The 22,716-nt window shown below is 69.5% G+C and carries 25 protein-coding genes; 15 read left to right on the plus strand and 10 right to left on the minus strand.

The genetic code is table 11. The features are described 5' to 3' along the window. The first annotated feature begins 81 nt into the window (after positions 1-81). The 4 genes from ACFVYE_RS19335 to ACFVYE_RS19350 are packed head-to-tail and all read left to right on the plus strand — an operon-like array spanning position 82 to position 3,143. On the plus strand, positions 82-1,077 hold the full coding sequence (locus ACFVYE_RS19335; protein WP_383974874.1) for an aldo/keto reductase: 996 nt from the start codon (positions 82-84) through the stop codon (positions 1,075-1,077). 1 nt (position 1,078) lies between these two features. Then, positions 1,079-1,390: an L-rhamnose mutarotase gene (locus tag ACFVYE_RS19340; protein WP_383974877.1), complete on the plus strand. Its 312-nt coding sequence runs from the start codon at positions 1,079-1,081 to the stop codon at positions 1,388-1,390. Between the two features lies 1 nt (position 1,391). Then, positions 1,392-2,246: an amidohydrolase family protein gene (locus ACFVYE_RS19345; protein WP_383974880.1), complete on the plus strand. Its 855-nt coding sequence runs from the start codon at positions 1,392-1,394 to the stop codon at positions 2,244-2,246. A 36-nt stretch (positions 2,247-2,282) separates the two neighbouring features. Next, a complete protein-coding gene (locus ACFVYE_RS19350) occupies positions 2,283-3,143 on the plus strand; it encodes an Fpg/Nei family DNA glycosylase (protein WP_383974882.1) in 861 nt (286 codons plus the stop codon). 6 nt (positions 3,144-3,149) lie between these two features. Here ACFVYE_RS19350 and ACFVYE_RS19355 read toward each other — a convergent pair whose 3' ends face one another. After that, on the minus strand, positions 3,150-3,755 hold the full coding sequence (locus ACFVYE_RS19355; RefSeq protein WP_383974914.1) for a zf-HC2 domain-containing protein: 606 nt from the start codon (positions 3,753-3,755) through the stop codon (positions 3,150-3,152). Positions 3,756-3,868: 113 nt separating this feature from the next. On the opposite strand from ACFVYE_RS19355, the gene ACFVYE_RS19360 reads away from it, so the two are divergent. The 4 genes from ACFVYE_RS19360 to ACFVYE_RS19375 all read left to right on the plus strand — a co-directional run bounded on the left by ACFVYE_RS19360 (position 3,869) and on the right by ACFVYE_RS19375 (position 7,799). Next, on the plus strand, positions 3,869-4,621 hold the full coding sequence (locus tag ACFVYE_RS19360; protein WP_383974885.1) for a LytR/AlgR family response regulator transcription factor: 753 nt from the start codon (positions 3,869-3,871) through the stop codon (positions 4,619-4,621). 64 nt (positions 4,622-4,685) lie between these two features. After that, positions 4,686-5,048, plus strand: coding sequence for a hypothetical protein (locus ACFVYE_RS19365; RefSeq protein WP_383974888.1), 363 nt, complete (start codon positions 4,686-4,688; stop codon positions 5,046-5,048). Then, complete coding sequence (locus tag ACFVYE_RS19370; protein WP_383974891.1) at positions 5,045-6,508, plus strand: cation acetate symporter; 1,464 nt, start codon at positions 5,045-5,047, stop codon at positions 6,506-6,508. The genes ACFVYE_RS19365 and ACFVYE_RS19370 overlap by 4 nt, the downstream gene beginning before the upstream one ends. Before the next feature lie 70 nt (positions 6,509-6,578). Beyond that, positions 6,579-7,799 carry a sensor histidine kinase gene (locus tag ACFVYE_RS19375; RefSeq protein WP_383974894.1) on the plus strand — a complete coding sequence of 407 codons (1,221 nt, stop codon included), beginning with the start codon at positions 6,579-6,581 and terminating at the stop codon, positions 7,797-7,799. A gap of 19 nt (positions 7,800-7,818) precedes the next feature. Here the strand turns inward: ACFVYE_RS19375 and ACFVYE_RS19380 are convergent, their stop codons facing one another. Then, on the minus strand, positions 7,819-8,337 hold the full coding sequence (locus ACFVYE_RS19380; protein ID WP_383974897.1) for a hypothetical protein: 519 nt from the start codon (positions 8,335-8,337) through the stop codon (positions 7,819-7,821). A 125-nt stretch (positions 8,338-8,462) separates the two neighbouring features. On the opposite strand from ACFVYE_RS19380, the gene ACFVYE_RS19385 reads away from it, so the two are divergent. After that, positions 8,463-8,660, plus strand: a complete 198-nt coding sequence (locus ACFVYE_RS19385; RefSeq protein ID WP_383974900.1) for a zf-HC2 domain-containing protein — start codon at positions 8,463-8,465, stop codon at positions 8,658-8,660. Here ACFVYE_RS19385 and ACFVYE_RS19390 read toward each other — a convergent pair. The 7 genes from ACFVYE_RS19390 to ACFVYE_RS19420 form a co-directional block, all read right to left on the minus strand. Beyond that, a complete protein-coding gene (locus ACFVYE_RS19390; RefSeq protein WP_383974903.1) occupies positions 8,594-9,163 on the minus strand; it encodes a sigma-70 family RNA polymerase sigma factor in 570 nt (189 codons plus the stop codon). The two genes, ACFVYE_RS19385 and ACFVYE_RS19390, sit on opposite strands and share 67 nt — an antisense overlap. 182 nt (positions 9,164-9,345) lie before the next feature. Further along, positions 9,346-10,800: an amino acid permease gene (locus ACFVYE_RS19395; protein ID WP_383974904.1), complete on the minus strand. Its 1,455-nt coding sequence runs from the start codon at positions 10,798-10,800 to the stop codon at positions 9,346-9,348. Positions 10,801-10,909: 109 nt separating this feature from the next. Then, on the minus strand, positions 10,910-11,371 hold the full coding sequence (locus ACFVYE_RS19400; RefSeq protein ID WP_383974907.1) for a universal stress protein: 462 nt from the start codon (positions 11,369-11,371) through the stop codon (positions 10,910-10,912). A gap of 10 nt (positions 11,372-11,381) precedes the next feature. Then, positions 11,382-11,621, minus strand: a complete 240-nt coding sequence (locus ACFVYE_RS19405) for a hypothetical protein (RefSeq protein WP_383974910.1) — start codon at positions 11,619-11,621, stop codon at positions 11,382-11,384. A gap of 159 nt (positions 11,622-11,780) precedes the next feature. Then, on the minus strand, positions 11,781-12,314 hold the full coding sequence (locus ACFVYE_RS19410; RefSeq protein WP_383961203.1) for a hypothetical protein: 534 nt from the start codon (positions 12,312-12,314) through the stop codon (positions 11,781-11,783). A gap of 175 nt (positions 12,315-12,489) precedes the next feature. Continuing rightward, entirely contained in the window at positions 12,490-13,257 is a 768-nt protein-coding gene (locus ACFVYE_RS19415) for a hypothetical protein (RefSeq protein WP_383961200.1), read from the minus strand. Between the two features lie 15 nt (positions 13,258-13,272). After that, positions 13,273-13,404, minus strand: a complete 132-nt coding sequence (locus tag ACFVYE_RS19420; protein ID WP_376036430.1) for a hypothetical protein — start codon at positions 13,402-13,404, stop codon at positions 13,273-13,275. Positions 13,405-13,971: 567 nt separating this feature from the next. Here ACFVYE_RS19420 and ACFVYE_RS19425 point away from each other — a divergent pair. The 3 genes from ACFVYE_RS19425 to ACFVYE_RS19435 all read left to right on the plus strand — a co-directional run bounded on the left by ACFVYE_RS19425 (position 13,972) and on the right by ACFVYE_RS19435 (position 18,164). Then, on the plus strand, positions 13,972-14,973 hold the full coding sequence (locus ACFVYE_RS19425; RefSeq protein WP_383961197.1) for an SCO0930 family lipoprotein: 1,002 nt from the start codon (positions 13,972-13,974) through the stop codon (positions 14,971-14,973). A gap of 201 nt (positions 14,974-15,174) precedes the next feature. Further along, on the plus strand, positions 15,175-15,993 hold the full coding sequence (locus tag ACFVYE_RS19430; protein ID WP_383961194.1) for an SAM-dependent methyltransferase: 819 nt from the start codon (positions 15,175-15,177) through the stop codon (positions 15,991-15,993). Continuing rightward, complete coding sequence (locus ACFVYE_RS19435) at positions 15,990-18,164, plus strand: putative bifunctional diguanylate cyclase/phosphodiesterase (RefSeq protein ID WP_389606544.1); 2,175 nt, start codon at positions 15,990-15,992, stop codon at positions 18,162-18,164. The genes ACFVYE_RS19430 and ACFVYE_RS19435 overlap by 4 nt, the downstream gene beginning before the upstream one ends. 130 nt (positions 18,165-18,294) lie before the next feature. Here ACFVYE_RS19435 and ACFVYE_RS19440 read toward each other — a convergent pair whose 3' ends face one another. Next, positions 18,295-19,185, minus strand: coding sequence for a LysR family transcriptional regulator (locus tag ACFVYE_RS19440; protein WP_389606546.1), 891 nt, complete (start codon positions 19,183-19,185; stop codon positions 18,295-18,297). Between the two features lie 95 nt (positions 19,186-19,280). Between ACFVYE_RS19440 and ACFVYE_RS19445 the strand changes: the two genes are divergently transcribed. Genes ACFVYE_RS19445 through ACFVYE_RS19455 form a run of 3 tightly spaced genes read left to right on the plus strand, consistent with a single transcriptional unit; the run spans position 19,281 to position 22,682 of the window. Further along, entirely contained in the window at positions 19,281-19,988 is a 708-nt protein-coding gene (locus ACFVYE_RS19445; protein ID WP_389606548.1) for a succinate dehydrogenase, read from the plus strand. A gap of 1 nt (position 19,989) precedes the next feature. Beyond that, entirely contained in the window at positions 19,990-21,939 is a 1,950-nt protein-coding gene (locus tag ACFVYE_RS19450) for a fumarate reductase/succinate dehydrogenase flavoprotein subunit (protein WP_389606550.1), read from the plus strand. Further along, positions 21,936-22,682, plus strand: a complete 747-nt coding sequence (locus tag ACFVYE_RS19455) for a succinate dehydrogenase/fumarate reductase iron-sulfur subunit (protein ID WP_383961182.1) — start codon at positions 21,936-21,938, stop codon at positions 22,680-22,682. Before ACFVYE_RS19450 ends, ACFVYE_RS19455 begins: the two co-directional genes overlap by 4 nt. The last annotated feature ends 34 nt before the right edge of the window (positions 22,683-22,716 follow it).

Raw genomic sequence — 22,716 nt, forward strand, 5'->3', positions numbered from 1 at the left:
TCTGAGGTGTTGACGTGCCCAAGTGATCCGATGAATATTCGCTGTGTGCAGGAAGCGATCACCGGGGAGGGCGGCGGAAGCATGCGGCGCAACAGGCTGGGAAGCAGCGCGGTCGAGATCACCGAGCTGTCCTTCGGAGCGGCTGCCATCGGCAATCTCTTCAGCGCGGTCGACCCCGCGCAGGCGGCGGCCGCCGTCGACGCCGCATGGGACGAGGGCGTCCGCTACTTCGACACCGCGCCGCACTACGGACTCGGCCTCTCCGAACGACGGCTCGGCGAGGCCCTGCGCGCCAGACCCCGTGACTCGTATGTGCTGTCCACCAAGGTGGGACGGGTGCTCGACCCGCTGCCCGCCGACACCGGTACGGCCGGCGAGAACATGTCCGACGGTCTCTCCGAGGGCTTCGCCGTACGGGCCACGCACCGCCGCCGCTGGGACTTCAGCGCCGAAGGTGTACGCCGCAGCATCGAGGACAGCCTGGAACGGCTCGACCTCGACCGCATCGACATCGCGTATCTCCACGACCCGGACGACCACGCGGAGACCGCGTTCCACGAGGCATACCCCGAACTGGAGAAGCTGCGTGCGCAGGGTGTCATCGGCGCGATCGGCGCGGGCATGAACCAGACCGCGATGCTCACCCGCTTCGTGCGCGACACCGATGTCGACGTCGTGCTCTGCGCGGGCCGATACACCCTCCTCGACCAGTCCGCCCTGACCGAGCTGCTGCCCGAGGCGGCCGCCCGCGGCCGCAGCGTCGTCGTCGGCGGGGTCTTCAACTCCGGGCTGCTCGCCGACCCGCGCCCCGGTGCCACATACGACTACACGGCCGCGCCCCTGGCCCTCCTGGACCGGGCGCTGCGCATCAAGGCCGTCACCGAGCGCCACGGCGTCCCGCTGCGGGCCGCGGCCCTCCACTACCCGCTCGCGCACCCGGCCGTCGCCGGAGTACTCGTCGGCACCCGCTCCCCGGACGAGGTGCGCGACGCCGCCGCCCTGCTCCGCCGCGAGATCCCGGACGCCCTCTGGGACGACCTGCGCGCCGAGGGCCTGCTGACCGAGGACGGACACTGACATGAGAATCGCCCTGCACACCAAGGTCCGCGCGGACCGCATCGAGGAGTACGAGGCCGCGCACCGCGAAGTCCCCGCGGAGCTGACCACCGCGATCCGAGCAGCGGGCGCCACGTCCTGGACGATCTGGCGCAGCGGCACCGATCTCTTCCACGTCATCGACTGCGAGGACTACGCCGCACTCCTTGCCGAACTGGAGAAACTCCCCGTCAACGTCGCCTGGCAGGCGAGGATGGACGAACTCCTCGATGTCGCGCACGACTACTCGTCGGACGGCGCCGAAGCCGGTCTCCCGGTCGCCTGGGAGCTGTGACATGACCGGTCAGCAACGGATCGTCGACGCCCACCACCATGTGTGGGATCTGTCGGTGCGCGACCAGGACTGGATCACCGGCGACGAACTCGCCCCGCTCCGGCGTACGTTCACCCTCGCCGACCTGGAACCCGAGGCGCGCGCCGTCGGGGTGTACGCCACCGTCCTCGTCCAGACCGTCACCGTCCCCGAGGAGACGCCCGAGTTCCTGGCCCTCGCCCACGACAACGACCTCGTCGCGGGAGTCGTCGGCTGGTGCGACCTCACGGCGCCGGACGTCGCCGACACCCTTGCCGCGCTGCGTGAACTGCCCGGCGGCGACCGGCTCGTCGGTATCCGCCACCAGCTCCAGGGCGAACCCGACCCCGAATGGCTGCTGCGCCCCGACGTCCGGCGCGGACTGCGTGCCGTCGCCGACGCAGGGCTCGTCTACGACCTCGTCGTCCAGGCCCACCAGCTGCCCGCCACCGTCGAGGCCGCCGCCCTGCTGCCCGGGCTGACCTTCGTACTCGACCACGCCGGCAAGCCGCCCGTCGCCACCGGTGAACTGCACCCCTGGGCCGACGACCTCCGGGCCCTGGCCGCCCGCCCCAACACCGTGTGCAAACTCTCCGGCCTGGTCACCGAGGCCGATGTGCACTCCTGGACCGTGAGCGATCTGCGCCCCTATGCCGACACCGTCCTGGACGCCTTCGGACCGGGCCGGCTGATGTTCGGCTCCGACTGGCCGGTGTGCCGGCTCGCCGCGACGTACGAGGAGGTCGTCGAAGCGGCACACACCCTGACCGATGCCCTCACCGACGACGAGCGAACGCACGTCCTCGCCACCACTGCCGAGCGCGTCTACGGCCTCTGACAGGCATCCGGGCGACGGCTTCGGCAGTCTGGAACCATGCCCGAACTGCCGGAAGTCGAAGCCCTGCGGGTCTTCCTTGCCGACCACCTGGTCGGCAAGGAGATCGACCGCGTCCTGCCGCTCACCGTCAGCGTCCTGAAGACGTACGACCCACCGCTGACCGCCCTGCACGGCGCCACGGTCACGGGCATCGCCCGGCACGGAAAGTTCCTGGACATCGGCGTCGGCCCGCTGCACCTGATCACCCATCTCGCCCGGGCCGGCCGGCTGCGCTGGAAGGAGAGTTTCCCCGCCGCGCCGCCGCGCCCCGGCAAGGGGCCCCTGGCGCTGCGTACCGTACTCACCGGTGGCGACGGCTTCGACCTCACCGAGGCGGGCACCACCAAACGCCTCTCCGTATATCTGGTGCACGACCCGGCCGAGGTCCCGGGCATCGCCCGCCTGGGCCCCGACCCCCTCGACGACTCCTTCGACCGTGACGTGTTCGCCGCACTGCTCGCCGGGGAACGCCGCCGGATCAAAGGCGCCCTGCGCGACCAGTCCCTGATCGCCGGCATCGGCAACGCCTACAGCGACGAAATCCTGCACGCCGCGAAGATGTCTCCGTATCTGCTCACCGCGAACCTCACCGACGACGAGATCACCCGGCTCCACACCGCGCTGCGCACCACGCTCCGCGACGCGGTCACACGCTCCAGCGGACTGGCGGCCGGAAAGCTCAAGGCCGAGAAGAAGAGCGGGATGCGCGTCCACGGACGCACCGGCGAAGCCTGCCCCGTATGCGGGGACACCATCCGCGAGGTGTCGTTCAGCGACTCCTCGCTCCAGTACTGTCCGACCTGCCAGACCGGCGGCAAACCGCTGGCCGACCGACGGCTTTCCAGACTGCTCAAGTAGCGCGGTTCAGCGAGTGATCCGCAGCAGCCGTTGCCCGGCCGCCGTCCGCACCTCGAAGTGGTCGATCCCCTCGGGCCGCAGCGCGACCCCGCCCTGTACCAGCACCGGCTTCGGCCCCGGACCGCGCACCGACCAGGTGGCCACCGTCTCCTCACTCCCGTCCCGCCCCACCGCGACCAGTGCGCACACCCCCGCCGCCGGCACCCGCGCCACATCGAGATCCACATCCGTGCCCCACTCACGCGCCCGGGTCGTCACCACTGCCGCAGCCCCCGAGGCCCGGTCCGACCCCGCCCACCGCTGTGCCCCCGCCCCGCCCGGCCCGCCGGCCACCGCGAACGGACCGCCCGCCGTCAGGATCACCGCGACCGCCACCAGTGCGATCCGCCGCCCCCGGCTCCGGCGCCGCCGGGCCGCCGCCGCACCCACCGCGCGACGCAACAACCCGGGGCTCGCCCGCTCCACCGGACCGACCCCCGGCGGTGTCGGCCGGGTGTACCGCTCAAGCACGGCCACCACCCCGGCGAACTCCGCCGCCATGAGCCGGCACCGGGCACACTCCGCCAGATGCTCCTCGAATCGGAAGGCATCGGCGGCGCCGAGTACACCCAGTGCATGGGCGCCGACATCACGATGAGGTTCCAGGGTGCGCATGCTGTCCGGTACGGAAAGAAGCGGTGAATCACTCAGCGCGGAACCCCCGTGTACGTCCTAAACTCCGCCCCATGCTGCGCGTACTCGCCGTCGACGACGAAGAACCCGCCCTGGAGGAACTCCTCTACCTCCTGCGCGCCGATCCCCGCATCCGCAGCGCCGAGGGCGCCACCGGGGCCACCGAGGCGCTGCGCCGCATCGGCAGCGCCGTCGAGGCGGGCCCCGACGACCCGTCCGCCATCGACGTCGTCTTCCTCGACATCCACATGGCGGGCCTCACCGGTCTCGACGTCGCCCAGCTGCTGGCCGGATTCGCCGCGCCCCCGCTCATCGTCTTCGTCACCGCACACGAGGGCTTCGCCGTCCATGCCTTCGACCTGAAAGCCGTCGACTACGTCCTCAAGCCGGTCCGCCGCGAACGCCTCGCCGAAGCGGTACGGCGCGTGGCCGAACAGGTCGGCGACCGCTCCGCACCCGCACTCGACACCGCGAACGACCAGATACCGGTGGAGCTCGGCGGAGTGATCCGGTTCATCCCGGTCGACGACATCGCCTACGCCGAGGCCCAGGGCGACTACGCCCGGCTGCACACCGACAACGGCAGCCACCTCGTCCGCGTCCCCCTCACCACTCTGGAGGAACGCTGGCGCTCGCGCGGCTTCGTACGCATCCACCGCCGCCATCTCGTCGCGCTGGGGCGGATCGACGAACTCCGGCTCGACGCGGGCAGCATGAGCGTGCGCATCGGCGCTGCGGAGCTCGCCGTGAGCCGTCGCCACGCCCGCGCGCTGCGCGATCTGCTGATGCGCCGGACCGGCCGCTGACCAGGCTCTGCCCGGGCTCGAACCCCTTCCCACGACCGTCCGGTGCTGCGTACACTCCGGGCCCATGTCCGCAGAGCCAACACCCCGGCGTGAAGTGGTGACGGGGGAGCCCCGGCGGGTGCGCCCGCTGCCGCGCTACCGCACCCAGTCGGAGATCGACGAGCAGACCGCACTCGGCGGCGCCTACGTCCGGTCGCTGATGCGCAGCCAACTGAGGGCCGGACTCACCGCGTTCACCGTCCTCGCCGTCGTCGTCGGCACACTGCCGCTCGTCTTCGAAGCCCTGCAGAGCGCCGCGCTCGTCTGGGCCGTCCTGGGATTCGCCGCCTATCCACCACTGACCCTGGCCGCCTGGTGGTACGTGCGACGGGCCGAGCGCAATGAACGCGACTTCGCCCGGCTCGTGGAAGGCCGCCCCGCACAGTGAGCCATACGTACGCGGTGGCGGCCGTCGCCGCCGTCGTCGTCGCGACCGTCCTCGTCGGCGGTTTCGGGCTGCGCATCTCCCGTACCACCTCCGACTTCTACGTCGCCTCACGCACCGTGCGGCCCCGGCTCAACGCCGCAGCGATCAGCGGCGAATACCTCTCCGCCGCCTCCTTCCTCGGCATCGCCGGCCTGGTGCTCGTGCACGGCCCGGACATGCTCTGGTACCCGGTCGGATACACCGCGGGCTATCTGGTGCTGCTGGTGTTCGTCGCCGCACCGCTGCGCCGCTCGGGGGCGTACACCCTGCCCGACTTCGCCGAGGGGCGGCTGGAATCGCGGCAGGTGCGCAGGCTGGTGAGCGTCTTCGTCGTCGCGGCGGGCTGGCTCTATCTCGTACCGCAGCTCCAGGGCGCGGGGCTGACGCTCAAGATCCTGACCGGGGCGCCCGGCTGGCTCGGCGATGTGCTCGTGGCCTCCGTCGTCGTCATCGCCGTCGCCGCGGGCGGCATGCGGTCCATCACCTTCGTACAGGTCTTCCAGTACTGGCTGAAGCTGACCGCACTCCTCGTCCCCGCGATCTTCCTGGTGCTCGCCTGGCAGGGCGACGGGCAGCCCCGCGTCCACTTCGACGAGCAGCTCTCCGTGTTCCGCGCCGACCATCCGCTGTACGCCACCTACGGGCTGATCGTCGCGACGTTCCTCGGCACCATGGGCCTCCCGCATGTCGTCGTCCGCTTCTACACCAGCCCCAATGGCCGCGACGCCAGACGCACGACGGTCGCTGTCCTCGCCCTCATCGGCCTGTTCTATCTGCTGCCACCGGTCTACGGCGCACTGGGCAGGCTGTACGCCCCCGAGCTGATCCACGGCGGGGACGCGGACGCCGCCGTGCTGCTGCTGCCCGAACGCGTCATCGGCGGGCTCGGCGGGAACCTGCTCGGCGCGCTCATCGCGGGCGGCGCATTCGCCGCGTTCCTGTCGACCGCCTCCGGCCTCACGATGGCCGTCGCCGGAGTCATCACCCAGGACGTGCTCCCGTCGCGCGGGGTACGGCACTTCCGGCTGGCCACCGTCCTCGCCATGTGCGTACCGCTGGCCGGTTCGCTGATGGTGAGCCGGGTGCCCGTGGCCGACTCGGTGGGGATGGCCTTCGCCGTCTCCGCGTCCTCCTTCTGCCCGCTGCTGGTCCTCGGCATCTGGTGGCGGGGGCTCACCCCGCCCGGCGCGATCGCCGGTCTGCTGCTCGGCGGCGGCTCCGCGTTCCTGTCCGTCGCCATCACCGTCAGCGGCGCGGTACGCCCGCCCGGCTGGCCGCACGCCCTGCTCGCCTGGCCCGCCGTCTGGTCGGTGCCGGTCGGCTTCCTCGCCATGGTCCTGGTGTCCCTGGCCACGCCCGGCTCCATACCTCCCGGTACGAATGCCGCCATGACCCGCTTCCACCTGCCGGAAGCGCTGTGAGGGCCCGGCAGCGGGCTTCGCGGCGTCGCACTGCCCACTGCAGGGCCCTCCTGACCTCGGGGAGAAACCGATGACCGGGGCCGGATACGCCGTACTCGTCCTCCTGCTGCTCGGCGCGGGCTTCCTGCTCGGCCGCCGCACCGCCCGCCCGGTTCGTACCAGCGACGTCGGAACCCCCGTCGAGCACGCCACCTTCGAGACCCTGCACACCGCTTCGCTCGCCGCGCCCCCACTGCGCGCCGGACTCACCGAGGAGAGCGCCCGCAAATCCGCCCGCAGGCTCCGCTCCCTGCTCGGCACCGACGCCCTCTGCCTCACCGACCGCGACCGGGTGCTCGTCTGGGACGGCGAGGGCGAACACCACGGCCGGCACGTCATGGACCAGGTACGAGACCTCCTCGCCAGCGGCCGGGACACCGCCTTCCACAGCGACTGCGACGACCTCGACTGCCCGTTGCGCTGGGCCGTCGCCGTGCCGCTCACCGTCGACCACCGGGTCCTCGGCACCCTCATCGCCTATGCCCCGCGCGAATCCGCGGTGCTGGCGAGAGCGGCCGGAGAGGTGGCCCGCTGGGTCTGCGTACAGCTGGAACTCGCCGAACTCGACCGCTCCCGCACCCAGCTCATCGAGGCCGAGATCAGGGCGCTGCGGGCCCAGATCTCCCCGCACTTCATCTTCAACTCACTGGCCGCCATCGCCTCGTTCGTCCGCACCGACCCCGAGCAGGCCCGTGAACTCCTGCTGGAATTCGCCGACTTCACCCGCTACTCGTTCCGCAGCCACGGTGACTTCACCACCCTCGCCGACGAACTCCACTCCATCGACCAGTACCTGGCACTGGTACGGGCCCGCTTCGGAGAACGGCTTGCGGTCACCCTCCAGGTCGCCCCCGAAGTACTGCCCGTCGCCCTGCCGTTCCTCTGCCTCCAGCCCCTGGTCGAGAACGCCGTCAAACACGGCCTCGAAGGAGCCGTCACCCTTCCCCGGGCTCCCGACTCCGTTCGAGCGGGGGAGACCCCCACCCGCATCACCATCCGCGCACTCGACGCCGGGTCGGAGGCCGAGGTCGTCATCGAGGACAACGGCACCGGCATGGATCCGGAACGCCTGCGCCACATCCTGCGCGGCGAGGGCGGCAAGTCGACCGGGATCGGGCTGCTCAACGTCGACGAACGGCTGCGCCAGGTGTACGGGGACGACTACGGACTCGTCATCGAGACGGGCATCGGCGCCGGGATGAAGGTCACGGTACGGCTGCCGAAGTACCGTGCTGGGGTGCACGGTTCCTGACCACTCGGTGGGGCGGCGATCAGTGCAGATGGATCGCCAGATGCCCCAGCGGCAGCCCCAGCTGCCAGGCCGGTGTCCACACCTGGGCCGCCTCCTCCGCGTCAGCCCCGCCGTTCATCGGTTCCCAGGGCGGCGGACCGATCGTATCGAGGTCGGCCGCGAGCAGTTCGGTCTCCTCCAGCCACCGCCAGGCCGCGCGGGCCAGCGCCAGATCGGGATCCGCGTCGCCGGGCGCGAGCCCGGGGGCCGCCTCAAGTGCGTCGAGCCGCTCACAGACCCAGCCGCGCCAGGCCGCACCGTACGCCGTCAACAGCCGCAGCTCGTCCATCCGGGCCGCGGGCAGGGCGTCGGGCACCCTGCCGTCGGAGAGGAAGACGGTGAGCGCGAGCGCATCCCGCCCCGCGCGGTACTCCAGCGTGGACGGCTCCATCAGATCGCCGGTCCGCAGCAGCTCGTCGGCGATGTACTCGGCGTACATCCAGGCCATCGGGACCAGCAGCCCGCCCCCACTGGTTCCATCCTGACGTTCCGGGTGCATCCCGTCTCGCCTCTTTCTCTTCTCGGCACCGGGCTTCACGGAGCATTGAACCGGGGGAGCGCGCCCTACGTGGCCAGAAAGACAGGATCCGTCACGACCGGATCCGTCCACGACACGAGGATGCGATGACCGCCGATCATGGAGAGGGCCCGCACGTGCGGCAGTCGCTCGGCGCCTATGTTCTCGATGCGCTCACGGACGGCGAGACCCGAACGGTCTCCCGCCATCTGCAGTCCTGCGACCGCTGCGCCGCCGACTACATGGAGGTCGCGGAGGCCGTGTCGCTGCTCGCCCTGATCACCGTGGAGGATCTGCTGGAGTAGCCCGGCAGGTTACGGGAGAGCTGACGCAGCGCGTAGTGGGACCGGGACTTGACCGTGCCCGCCGGAATACCGAGAGTCCGGGCCGTCTCGCCCACGCTCAGCCCACGGAAATATATCTGGACGAGGACCGCACGGTGTTCCGGGCTGAGGGTGCGTACCGCATCGCGTACGTCGAGGGCCGAGACCGTGGACTCGGCGGTGTCCTTCCCGCCCGCGGCGGCCTCCAGCATGATGTCACTCACCTCGGTCGGCCGGGCTTGCCTGGAGCGGCGCGCATCGATCGCGAGGCGCCGGGCCACGGTGAAGAGCCAGGGCCGCATCGAGTCGTACGGAGCGTCGAAGGCCTCCGGGTTCTGCCAGGCCCGCACCAGCGTCTCCTGGAGCAGATCCTCGGCCCGCTGCCGGTCGCCGAAGGTCAGCCCGAGCAGGAAAGTGAGAACGGCGGGGCCGTGGTCCCGCTGGAGATCCGCCAGCGCCCGCTCATCGGTCGTCGTGGTGGTCATCGTGAACGCCCTTCCCCGCAGTGGCTCCTTGCCGCTTCGCTGCCGACTGGCGTATACGAACGCATCGGGGCGCCGAGGAACAGGCGACGGGCGGCTCCGTGCGACGAGCGGTCGCACAGTGCGGCGAATGGTGCGGTGAACGGTCGGGCGGCGGTCGACCGGGTGTTCTTGCAGGCGATGGATCAACCCGTACCCGTATCCGCCCCCGTACCCGTCTCCGGTGTCTTCGCCATCTCCGACTTCCGGTACGAGTAACCGAAATAGATCACCAGACCGATCAGGAACCACACCGCGAACCGCACCCATGTCTGCCACTGCAGAAAGGTGATCAGCCAGATCGAGAACACCACACCCAGGGCCGGCACGAACGGCATGCCGGGGGTGCGGAACGTACGCGGCAGATCGGGCTGCTTGTAACGCAGAACGATCACCGCGACGCACACCACCACGAACGCCAGCAGAATGCCGATGTTCGTCAGCTCGGCAGCCTCGCCGATCGGCAGGAACCCGGCGATCACGGCCGAGGCCGCGCCGACGATCCAGGTCACCCGGGTCGGTACGTGCCGGGTCGGGTGGGTCTTGGCGAACCACTTCGGCAGCAGCCCGTCGCGGCTCATCGAGAACCACACCCGGGTCACGCCGAGCATGAAGGTGAACATCACCGTGAGGATGCCGATGATCGCGCCCACCGCGATCACATCGGCGAGTCCGCTGAGCCCCACCGACTTGAAGGCCGTGGAGAATCCGGACTCCGGGTCGATGTCCTTGTAGCTCTGCATCCCCGTCAGCACCAGACAGGCCGCCACATAGAGCACCATGGAGATTCCGAGGGAGTACAGGATCGCCTTCGGCATGTGCCGCTGGGCGTCCTTGGACTCCTCGGCCGCCGTCGACATGGCGTCGTACCCGAACACCGCGAAGAACACCGTGGCCGCACCGGTGAAGGCACCACTCACCCCGAACGGGAAGAACGGGTTGTAGTTGGCGGTGTTGATGTGGAACACGCCGACGCCGATGACCAGCAGAACGACCAGGACCTTCAGGACCACCACGACCGTTTCGAAGCGGGCCGCGTTCTTGATGCCGAGGGTCAGAAGGTACGCCACGAGCAGGCAGAGCAGCGCGGCGAACAGGTCCACCCGATGGCCCGACCCGGTGCTGGGCGCGCCCAGCATCCACTTCGGCAGTTCGAGCCCCGTCTCCCCGAGCAGAAAGCTGAAGTAGCCGGAGATGCCGATCGCGACCACGGCCACGATCGCCGTGTACTCCAGCAGCAGGTCCCAGCCGATGAACCAGCCCACCAGCTCGCCGAGTACCGCGTAGCCGTAGGTGTAGGCGGAGCCGGCTTTCGGGATCAGACCGGCGAACTCCGCGTAGCTGAAGGCGGCCGCCGCGCTCGCCACGCCCGCGATCAGGAAGGAGATCAGGACCGCGGGCCCGGCGGTGCCGTTCGCCACTGTGCCGGCAAGGGTGAAGATGCCCGCGCCGATGATGCCGCCCACGCCGATCGCCGTGAGCTGCCACAACCCGAGCGTTCTGGTGAGCTGAGTGGTGACGTCCCCCGCCGGCGCTTTCTCGTCGATCTGTTCGATCGGCTTGCGGCGCAGTACACCCTCGCCCACTCGGAGCCTTGCCATGAGTCACCTCTCCGCTGACGGCTGTCCCTGACGGGCGCTCATGATGGCCCAGGTGAGTCCGGTGCGAAAGAAGGCGTGCCGTCCGACCGAGGCGAGGATTCCGCGACGGTTACGGCACCACCGTGACGGGCCAACGGCCCGCCTTCACCAGCCGGATCGCCACCGATCCGATGAACCGGTGCCCGGCCGACTCCGACGCTCCCACCACGACGGCATCGGCCTTCAGCTCCTCCGCCGCTGTGACGAGCCCGTTGTAGGGATCACCGCGGAAGGTGTGGAACTCCCAGCGCACATCCCATATGTCCTTGATCCGCTCCGTCGCCTCCCGGATCTCGTTCACCAGCTCCTCCGCGACCTCTCCGGTCGTATCGGCGACCGGTGCGCCGAGCGCGGCCCCCGCGGGCAGCACGGGCTGGACATAGACGAGGGCGAGCATGGCCCCCTGACGACGGGCGAGCCCCGCCGCGTACGCCGCGGCATGCATGGAGGAATCGGACCCGTCGAGGCCTGCGACGATCACTCTTGGGCCGTCTGTGCCACGTTCGAACTGGTGGGGCTGTTGGTCTGTCACGGCAGTGAGGCTATCCGGTCCCGGCACCGACCCCGGCCCGGGCTGCGGCAACGTCCCGGACAGGGCTGCCGCTGGGTACTCCGGGGGCTGCCCGATGGAGATCGACCGATGTGGAGGCGGCCGGCCGGGGAGGGCCCAGGGAGAAGTCCGCGCCGTTCTGCATCAATGCCAGGCCGGTGAGCAGCACCAGGGCGAGAGCGCCCCACGGCGAGTGCCTGGTCCGTTCGACGCGCCAGTTGTCCCGGCCCATGATTCTCCCTTCGTCGCGACGCTTGGAACGCTAGGCGCGGGACGGCCGGGCGGCGATCAGTGAAGGGCGAACGGGTGGTGCCGGCCTGATACGCCCGTCGCCCCGAGTCCTGCAGGAGGACCCGGGGCGACGGGCGTATCAGGCCGCACTGCCCTGCTCTCAGTGCGGGCGGCTCCCCTTGCGCTCACGTACGACATAGATGGTGCCAGTGGCCGTGACCACCGCCAGCGCCGTTCCGGCGGCGATCTCCGCGGCGTTCATCCTGTCGACGCTGCCGCCGAGTCCGCCCTGTACACCGGCCGGCGAGACCGGGGTACTCGTGGCGGGTGCGTCGGAGGCCGCGCGGACCGTGAGTCCGGCCTTCGTCGTGGAGCCGGGTGACGTATTACAGATGAACGTCACCTCGTAGGCGGCGCCAGGTTCTGCGTCCCAGTCGACCGTGGCCGCGACGGCCGCGCCCCTGGGAATGGTGACCGTGTCGAACACTCCGGAGCCGGCTGTGGCGGTTGTAGAGCACCCCCGGGCGGCCAGGACGACCTGGCTCCCCGGCGCGATCACCGACGGAGTGACGGTGTATCCGGTCGCGGAGGACGCGCCTCCCGACGTCGCGGCGAATGCGGTTGCAGCCGGAGCGGTCAGGGCGAGAGCGGCGGCGCCGAGCAGGGCGACGGGTGCGGCACCTATTGCGCGCATGGGTGAATCCTCCGGGTCCCCGAGGAGCAGTTGCGGAACGGATTTCCACATAGCGTCAGAAATGCGCCTCGACGCGCCAAACGCTAGAAGTTGCGCATTTTGTTCGCGATCGGAGTGCGCCGCCCGGGGCACCTGTTTCCCCCGGGCGGCGCACCGTCGGCATTCCGGTGGACCGCTAACCGCCCGCCGCGCCGGGGAACAGATCGAGGAACGGTGCCGCGGTGGCCGAGATGCCCCGGCCGAAGGGGGAGTCGAAGTCCCAGATCAGGAAGAGGAGAAATGCGATCAGCACGCTGAAGAGGCCGGCCAGCAGCAGTTCGCGGAAGGTTCTGCGGATCTGCAGCGTGAAGATCAGCCCGACGGTGACCAGCGCCCCGATGATCAGGCCGAACCAGACCACGCCCGGCATGGTCGCACCGGCACTCTGTCCGCGTGCGCTGCGTGCGTCGTCGGCTGCGGCGACCTGATCGACCAGTGGCTGATATGCCTGCCCCTCGTGATCGTTCCTCGGCCGGTAGTCGGCGACATCGGTGCGCACCTTGCCCAGGAGCCGGGCCCCCTCGTCGGTGAGAGAGCCGTGCTCGGTCATCGACCGCCACTCGTCGTGGACGACGTGGCGGACGTAGGCGTCGACGTCGGCGCGGATGCGCGTACGCGCCCCGGCCGGGTAGACGGCGGAGCGGACGTTCACCTCGTGCAGCGCCTGGGCCTCCTGGCGTACGTACTCCTGGGCGGCGCTGCGGCCCTCCCAGACGCCCGCGATGGCGAGACCCAGCACGATCGCGTAGACCACGCCGATCATCATCGTCATGTACTCGATGACGTCGGGGGTCTCGGACGGGTCGTCATCGTCTTTGATCCGACGGTTGTTGAGTACGGCGATGGTCAGGACGACGGCGCTCGCCGCGACCATCGCGAGGGTGAGAACAAGCCATTCCGACATGGGTTCCTCCGGAGGTCATCGGGAGCGGGGACGCAGCACGGCGACGGCGAACACCGCGGGGGCCGTGATCAGCAGGGTGAGGGTGACCAGGGAGGTGCCGCGTCGCGGGACCTTGCGCGGCGGCTTGCGGTAGGCGGGGAGCGCCACGGGCCGGGGCACCGGATGCGTGGGGCGTACGGAGGGTGAGGGTGAAGGAGGCGGTGGCACGGGCTCCGGTTCCGGTCGTGGTGGTGCGGGGGGCGGTGGTGGCGGAGGGGGTGGTGGAGGCGGAGGGGGAGGAAGTGGGGGTGGTGGTGGAGGTGGAGGGGGCGGAGGTGCGGGCGGTGGAGTCGGCTTGGGCGCCGGGCCCGCGTGACAGTGACCGTTGCCCGACACGGCGACCGCCGAACTCGCGCCGCCCTCACCGATGGAGGCGTACGCGCAGCTGTCCGCCACCGCGGGTGCCGGGGCGGTCAGCAGCCAGAGAAGTGCGACGGCTGCCGTGAGCCGTCCTATGAGTGATCCGTACACGACGAGGAGCATGTTCCGGCCGGTCGCAGGGCACGCCGGGGGCGCACCGGATTCCCCTGATGGTGGGGACATGGGGCGCCGAGTGTTTGCGGCTCAGGGAAATTCTGTGAACGCGTTGAACAAAGAGGGGCCCGCCGCCCGTATCCAAGGCCATGGATGGCGCGAAGACGCGTCATAACTCGCTTTGTACGAACGGGAGTTGACATGAGCAGCACCTGGCGGAACGCCTCGCTCGCAGTGACGGCGGCGGCCCTGTTGACGCTGACGACGGCGTGCGGTCAGGACAAGGGAACCGAGACGCCCAACGGGCAGAACGTCGGCAACGCCGACCCGGCCGGACAGGAGACGGGAACCGGCTACGGATCGGACAGCGGTTACGGCTCCGGCGGCGGTTACGGCTCCGGCAGCGGCTACGGCTCCGACGGCGCGGAGCAGGGCGGCACGGGCGAGGAGGCCGGCCGGCTCGGGGTGTGGAACAGCAAGAAGCTCGGCAAAGTCCTCACGGACAGTGAGGGTTTCACGCTCTACCGCTTCGACAAGGACACCGCGAGTCCGCCCAAGTCGAATTGCGAAGGCGAGTGCGCGAAGATCTGGCCGGTGGTGCCCGCGGGCAATGTCACGGCAGCGGCCGGTACCGATCCCGCACTGATCGGCAAGGTCACCCGCTCCGACGGCACCCGGCAACTCACCATTGCGGGCCGGCCGATGTACCGCTATGCCAAGGACACCGCGCCCGGCGACGCCAATGGGCAGGGCGTGGGCGGCACCTGGTTCGCGTCCGCACCGGACGGCAAGAAGGCCGCGGTGAACGCCGACAGCCCGGCGGGCGCCGAACCGGCCGAACTCGCGGGGCTTTCGGTCCGCAAGGATCCAAAACTCGGGGACATCGTCGTGGACAAGCGCGGCATGACGGTCTATCGGTTCAAGAAGGATGTCGCCTGGCCGATGAAGTCGGCCTGCACAGGTTCCTGTCTCTCGAAGTGGCCGGTCGTTGCCCCATTGGCAAAGAAAGACGTCAAAGGCGTCACGACCAAGGGTTTTGTCACCTTCAATCGGCCCGACGGAATCAAGCAACAAGCCATCGACTGCTGGCCGGTCTATACCTTCTCCGGCGATGTGAAGCCCGGAGACACCAACGGCCAGGGCGCCGGGGGCACATGGTACGCGGTGTCCCCCGACGCCAAACTTGTGGGCGCCCCCAAGTAGCCCGACAGCGCCCCTCCGGGCCGGTCCGTCGCCGGATGTCACACGCAGCGACGGGCCGGTTGCACATGCCACTGGTGTGTGACCAATAACGGACGGCTAATTTCCGTTTCCGCTCGCTCTCCTGGCGGTCGATCAGTAGCCTCTGGTCAACACTGACCATGAACATGGCCGGATCGCCGTGGCGACTTGTTGGAGACATCGATGGAGCGTCCCGCCTGGGCACCGCAAGGCATAGACATTTCGGTGCCGAGCGTGTCTCGCATGTACGACTTCTATCTGGGCGGATCGCACAATTTCGAGGTGGACCGGGAAGCGGCTCGCAAGGCCATGGAGTTCATGCCGGGACTCCCCAAGATCATGCAGGCGAATCGCGCCTTTATGCGCAGGGCCGTGCGTTATGCGGTGAGTCAGGGCATCACCCAGTTTCTGGACATCGGTTCCGGAATACCGACTTTCGGGAATGTGCACGAAGTCGCACAGGCGGCCGACCCCGAGGCCCGGGTGGCGTATGTCGATCACGACCCCGTCGCGGTCGCGCACAGCCGGGCCGTACTCGAAGGAAACGACCGGGCGGTGGTCGCCGCCGGGGATCTGCGCCGTCCGCAGGAGATCGTGAAAAGCCCGGTGATCTCCGAACTGCTCGACCTGGACCGGCCGGTGGCTCTGCTGCTCGTCGCCGTACTCCACTTCATCGAGGACTCCGACGACCCGCACACCGCGGTCGCCGAGCTGCGCGGGCAACTCGTCCCCGGCAGCCTCATCGTCATCACCCACGCCTCGTACGAGGGGATTCCGCTCACCCAGGAGGAGGCGGGCGGCGCGGTCGGCGTCTACAACAACATCCGCAACCCCCTGGTCATGCGGTCGCGCGAAGAGATCGCCCGCTTCTTCGAGGGACACGAGATGGTCGAGCCCGGACTCGTGTCGATGCCGAACTGGCGCCCCGACGCCCCCCATGCGGTGGAGCACGAGGACCCATTTGCCTTCTCCGGCTTCGCAGGGGTGGGACGCAAGGCGTGAGCATTCCCGCCCAGTCGTCCGGAGCGCCCGACACGGAGCCCGACGGGCCCGAGGACCGGCTCCGGAGATTCGCCACGATCTGGAGCCGGGCCACCTTCCCGTCGACGGCCACCTCCATGACGCGCACGGAGTTCGAACAGCATCTGCTGCCGCTGGCCCGCGGGCTCAGCGACATCCTGCACGCGCGGCCCTTCGACGCGACGCCCGCGAGCGAGGTGGGCGTCGCCCTCGTGGCCGCACACTGCACGGACCCGGACGCACTCAGCAGCACGCTCGGCGTCATCGAGTCCTACCTCGTGCTCTACTGCGGAAGCAACGGCGCGACGGCACTGTCGACCGAGGACAGCAGAGCCCGCTGCGCCCGGATACAGCATGCCCTCGCAGGCGGCTTCACCGGGGCGCTGCGCGAGCGGACCCTCGCCGAACAGGAGGCCATCGCCCGCTCGGCGCTCACCGCCCGCTCGGATGCCGAGCAGGCTCTGCACGCCACCGAGGCACGCTTCCGCGCCGTCTTCAGGGACGCGGCCATCGGCATCGGGATCGCCGACCTGGACGGCAATGTGCTGGAGGTCAACGACACGCTCACCCGGATGTTCGGCGGGCTCGAGCACCATGTGCGCAGCCACAAGTTCAACGAGTGGGTCCACCCCGAGGACTCGCCCCAGGTGTGGAAGTACTACAACGAGCTGGTACGTGGCGAACGCGAGCACTACCGGGTCGAAAAGCCGTACTACCGCAACGACGGCACCGTGCTGTGGACCAATCTGACGGTGTCACTGCTGCGCGACTCCGAGGGCAGGCCGGAGTATCAGCTGGCGCTGATGGAGGACACCACGGAGCGTCGGCTGCTCAACCTGCGGCTGCGGTACGAGGCCACGCATGACGCGCTCACCGGCCTGCCCAACCGGACACTGTTCTTCGAGCGGCTGGAGAAGGCGCTCTCCGCCGACGACGGCAGTCGCTTCGGCCTGTGCTATCTGGACCTCGACGGCTTCAAGGCGATCAACGACAGCCTCGGCCACGCGTCGGGGGACCGGCTGCTGGTCGAGGTGGCCGACCGGCTGCAGACCTGTGCGACCGCGCCCGGCGAGATGGTGGCTCGGCTCGGCGGCGACGAGTTCGTGGCCCTGACCACCGGCCCCGACACCCGGAAGGAGGTCGACGAGCTGGCCTGCCGCATCCTCGGCGTGCTCGGAACCCCGATCCGGCTGGAGGGCCGTGAGCTGACCGTACGCGGCTCCATCGGGATCGTCGAAGGGCCGGCCGGTGAACGCAGCGCCGCAGAGGTACTGCGCAGCGCCGACATCACGATGTACCGGGCCAAGTCGGCGGGCGGCAACCGCTTCGAGCTCGCCGACGCCGAGGCGGATGCCCGTGCCATCACCCGGCACGGGCTGACCACCGCGCTGCCCGCCGCTCTGGAGCGCGGTGAGTTCTTCATCGAGTACCAGCCCCTCGTGCACCTCGGCGACGGCACGGTGCACGGTGCGGAGGCACTGGTGCGCTGGTGCCATCCGCAGCACGGGGTGCTCGGTCCCGACCGGTTCATCCCGCTCGCCGAACACACCGGGCTGATCGTGCCGCTCGGCCGCTGGGTGCTGGAGGAGTCCGTGCGGCAGGCCCACTTCTGGCAGGAGCGGCACAGCGACGGCGGTCCGCTGCGGATAAACGTCAACCTCTCGCCGACCCAGTTGCACCATCCGCGGCTGGTCGCCGAGACGGTCGACGTGCTGGAGCGGTCGGGGCTCGAACCCGGGGCCCTGTGCCTGGAGGTCACCGAGTCCGCGCTCATCGGCGCCGACGACGATCTGCTGAAGCCGCTGCGGCAACTGGCGGACATGGGCGTCGACATAGCACTCGACGACTTCGGCACCGGGTACTCGAACCTGGCGAACCTGCGCAGGCTTCCGGTGAGCGTCCTCAAGCTGGACCGCTCCTTCACACAGGGCATGCAGCAGCATCCGGCGGATCCGGTCGATCTGAAGATCGTCGAGGGAATCGTCTCGCTGGCGCACAGCCTGGACCTCGCGGTGACGGTGGAGGGCGTGGAGACCGGGGCCCAGGCGGAGCAGTTGCGGGAGCTGGGGTGCGACACGGCCCAGGGGTGGTACTACGCCCGCCCCGGTGCGCCCGACCGGATCCACTCACTGTTGCTGGCCGACGCGGTGTGAGGGGGCGGGGGAGTGAAGGCGCCGAGGCCGTCCGGTCGACGTCCCGTGCTCAATCGCGAAGATCAAGCCCGTCCGGCGATCGAGAACGAAGCGCGGCCGTAGGCCGCGTAACCGGCGGCCCGGGGCCGGCTCAGGGCCGTCCGGCTGCGAGTACCACCTTCTGCAGCTCGCGCGCCGCGCGCGGTGGTGCCACATCGCTGCGGTGCGCGAGCGCGATCGTGCGCCGCAGGCCCGGGCGGGCCAGCGGCGTGGTCCGCAGGTCGTGGCCGGCCCGGACGGCGACCATGCTGGGCACCACAGCGATCCCGAGCCCTGCCCGGACGAAGCCGAGCACCGCGTCCATCTCCCCGCCCTCCACCGTGAACGACGGCTCGAAGCCCTCCGCGCGGCAGGCGGCGACCGTCAGTTCGCGCAGGTCGTAGCCGTGCCGGAACATCACCAGGGATTCCCCCTGCAGGTCGGCGATCCTCACGCTCCCACCCCGGCCGGGCCGCGGCGCCTGTGCCGACGACACCACGACCAGATCCTCCTGGAGCAGTTCGACCGTGGTGAGCGCGGGGGACGCCGCGGGCAGCGGCAGCACGATCAGGGCCAGATCGAGTGCTCCGCGTGCCAGCTCCCGTACGAGGTCGAGCGAACCGCCCTCCTCCAGCAGCAGTTGGATTCCCGGATGCCGGTCGTGGAAGGCGCGCAGAACGTCGGGGAGCAGGCCCGTGCAGAGGCTGGGTGTGGCGCCGAGCCGGACCCGGCCCCGGCGCAGCTGAGCCAGCTCCTGCACCTGGTGGCGTGCGGTGTCGGCATCCGCGAGGATACGCCGGGCGAGCGGCAGCAGGGCCTCGCCCGCATCGGTGAGGGTGATGTTGCCGCGGGCCCGGCTGAACAGCTCCGCCCCCAGCTCGTTCTCCAGCGCTCTGATCTGCTGGGAGAGCGAGGGCTGTGAAACATGCACCTCCTCGGCGGCGCGAGTGAAGTGACGGGTCTCGGCCACGGCCACGAAGTACGTCAGCTGCTGGAATTGCATACACTCAGCCTAGCGGGCATGATAGCCCACGCCTATGAAGATGAGCTGCTCCATGTCTTGGACTGATGGGGCCTTTCGGCCCTAGCGTCGTGTCCATGGCATTGGCAACACGGACGGACCGACGGCCGTCCATGACGCGTACGCTCTGGGACTCGTCCGTCGGCAAGAAGACGATCATGGCCGTGAGCGGCCTGGTCATGCTCCTCTACTTGGTTGTCCATATGATCGGCAACCTGAAGATCTTCTTCGGATCCGGCGAGTTCAACCATTACGCGCACTGGCTGCGGACCATGGGCGAGCCCTTCCTGCACTACGAGTGGGCCCTGTGGATCGTCCGCGTCGTGCTCGTCGCCGCCGTAGTGCTGCATGCCACCTCCGCGTACCAGCTGAGCCGTCGCGACATCAGGGCACGGCCCAGCAAGTACGTCCACAAGAAGCCCCGGGCGAGCTACGCCACCCGCACCATGCGCTGGGGCGGGATCATCCTCGCCCTGTTCATCGTCTGGCACATCCTCGACCTGACGACGGGCACCGTGCACTCCGGCGGATTCCAGTCCGGGCACCCGTACCAGAACGTCATCGACACCTTCTCCACCTGGTACGGCAACACCATCTACATCGTCGCCATGCTCGCCCTCGGACTCCACGTCCAGCACGGCTTCTGGAGTGCCGCCCAGACCCTCGGCGCGGGTAACGCGACCCGTGACCGTGCCCTCAAGACCATCGCCAACGTCCTCGCACTGGTGCTGACGGTGGGCTTCATCTCCGTACCCGTCGCCGTCATGACCGGAGTCGTGAGCTGACATGACCGACTACTCGCACTACGAGACGGGCGCGCCCGTCGTCGACGCCAAGGCCCCCGAAGGCCCCGTCGCCGAACGCTGGGACACCCGCCGTTTCCAGGCAAAGCTGGTCAACCCGGCCAACCGACGCAAACACACCGTCATCGTCGTCGGCACCGGCCTCGCCGGTGGCTCGGCCGGGGCGACGCTGGCCGAACAGGGCTACCACGTCGTCCAGTTCTGCTTCCAGGACTCGCCCCGCCGCGCCCACTCCGTCGCCGCCCAGGGCGGTATCAACGCCGCGAAGAACTACCGCAACGACGGCGACTCGATCCACCGGCTCTTCTACGACACGGTCAAGGGCGGCGACTTCCGCGCCCGCGAGTCCAACGTCCACCGGCTCGCCCAGATCTCCGTCGAGATCATCGACCAGTGCGTCGCCCAGGGAGTTCCCTTCGCCCGCGAGTACGGCGGCCTCCTCGACAACCGCTCCTTCGGCGGCGTCCAGGTCTCCCGTACGTTCTACGCCCGCGGCCAGACCGGGCAGCAGCTCCTCCTCGGCGCCTACCAGGCACTGTCCCGGCAGATCGCCGCGGGCAACGTCGAACTGCACGCACGGACCGAGATGCTCGACCTGATCATCGTCGACGGCAAGGCCCGTGGCATCGTCGCCCGCGACCTGGTCACCGGGAAGATCGACACGTACTTCGCCGACGCGGTCGTGCTGGCCAGCGGCGGCTACGGCAACGTCTTCTACCTGTCGACGAATGCCATGAACTCCAACGCCACCGCCATCTGGCGCGCCCACCGGCGCGGCGCGTACTTCGCCAACCCGTGCTTCACCCAGATCCACCCCACCTGCATCCCGCGCACCGGTGACCACCAGTCCAAGCTGACACTGATGAGCGAGTCGCTGCGCAACGACGGCCGGATCTGGGTCCCGAAGGCCAAGGGCGACAACCGCCCCGCCAACGAGATCCCCGAGGACGAGCGCGACTACTACCTGGAGCGCATCTATCCGGCCTTCGGCAACCTCGTGCCGCGTGACATCGCCTCGCGCGCCGCGAAGAACGTCTGCGACGAGGGCCGCGGTGTCGGACCCGGCGGACAGGGCGTCTACCTGGACTTCGCCGAAGCCATCCAGCGGATGGGCAGGGCCAAGGTCGAGGAGAAGTACGGCAACCTCTTCGACATGTACGCGCGGATCACCGCGGAGAACCCGTACGAGACCCCGATGCGGATCTACCCCGCCGTGCACTACACGATGGGCGGACTCTGGGTCGACTACGACCTCCAGACCACCATCCCCGGCCTCTTCGCCATCGGCGAAGCCAACTTCTCCGACCACGGCGCCAACCGGCTCGGCGCCTCGGCGCTGATGCAGGGCCTCGCCGACGGCTACTTCGTCCTGCCGTCGACCATCAACGACTACCTGGCCCGCAACCCGCACCACGACGAGGTCGACGCCTCGCACCCGGCCGTCGAAGAGGTCGTCGCGGACACCGAGGACCGGCTGAATCTGCTGCTCTCCGTCGACGGCGACCGCACCCCCGACTCCTTCCACCGCGAGATCGGTGAACTCATGTGGGAGTACTGCGGCATGGCCCGCACCGAAGAGGGGCTGCGCAAGGCCCTCGACCGGATCCCGCAGATCCGCGACGAGTTCTGGCGTCGCATCAAGGTGCCCGGCACCGGCGACGAGTTCAACCAGTCGCTGGAGAAGGCCAACCGCGTCGTCGACTATCTGGAGCTCGCCGAGCTCATGTGCCTCGACGCCCTGCACCGCGCCGAGTCCTGCGGAGGCCACTTCCGCGAGGAGTCACAGACCCCGGACGGCGAAGCCGCCCGCCGGGACGAGGAGTTCTCCTACGCCGCCGCCTGGGAGTTCTCCGGCACCGGCGAGGCACCCGTCCTGCACAAGGAAGACCTCGTCTTCGAGTACGTCCACCCCACTCAGCGGAGCTACGCATGAAGCTCACCCTGCGCGTCTGGCGCCAGAAGAACGCCGACGCCCCCGGCGCCATGTCCACCTACGAGGTGGACGGCATCTCGCAGGACATGTCGTTCCTGGAAATGCTCGACACCCTCAACGAGGAGCTCATCCTCACCGGAGACGATCCCGTCGCCTTCGACCACGACTGCCGTGAAGGCATCTGCGGCGCCTGCAGCCTCGTCATCAACGGCGATGCCCACGGTCCGGAACGCACCACCACCTGCCAGCTCCACATGCGGTCCTTCCAGGACGGCGACACGATCGACATCGAACCGTGGCGCGCCTCGGCCTTCCCGGTCGTCAAGGACCTGGTCGTGGACCGCTCGGCCTTCGACCGGATCATCCAGGCAGGCGGCTACATCTCCGCCCCGACCGGCACCGCCCCCGAGGCACACGCCACACCGGTGCCCAAGCCGGACGCCGACTTCGCCTTCGAGCACGCCGAGTGCATCGGCTGCGGCGCCTGTGTCGCGGCCTGCCCCAACGGCTCGGCGATGCTCTTCACGTCGGCGAAGATCAACCACCTCAATGTCCTGCCGCAGGGCGCCCCGGAGCGCGAGACCCGGGTGCTCGACATGGTCGGACAGATGGACAGCGAGGGCTTCGGCGGCTGCACACTCACCGGGGAGTGCGCCACGGCCTGCCCGAAGGGCATCCCGCTGCCGTCGATCTCGGCCATGAACAAGGAGTGGCTGCGGGCGACCCGGAAGGTGCACCGCTGAGACCATGGCAGAGTCCCTGGCCCCGGAGGCCGCC

Origin of the sequence: Streptomyces sp. NPDC058239 (assembly GCF_042882185.1) — a bacterium.
Classification (GTDB): Bacteria; Actinomycetota; Actinomycetes; order Streptomycetales; family Streptomycetaceae; genus Streptomyces.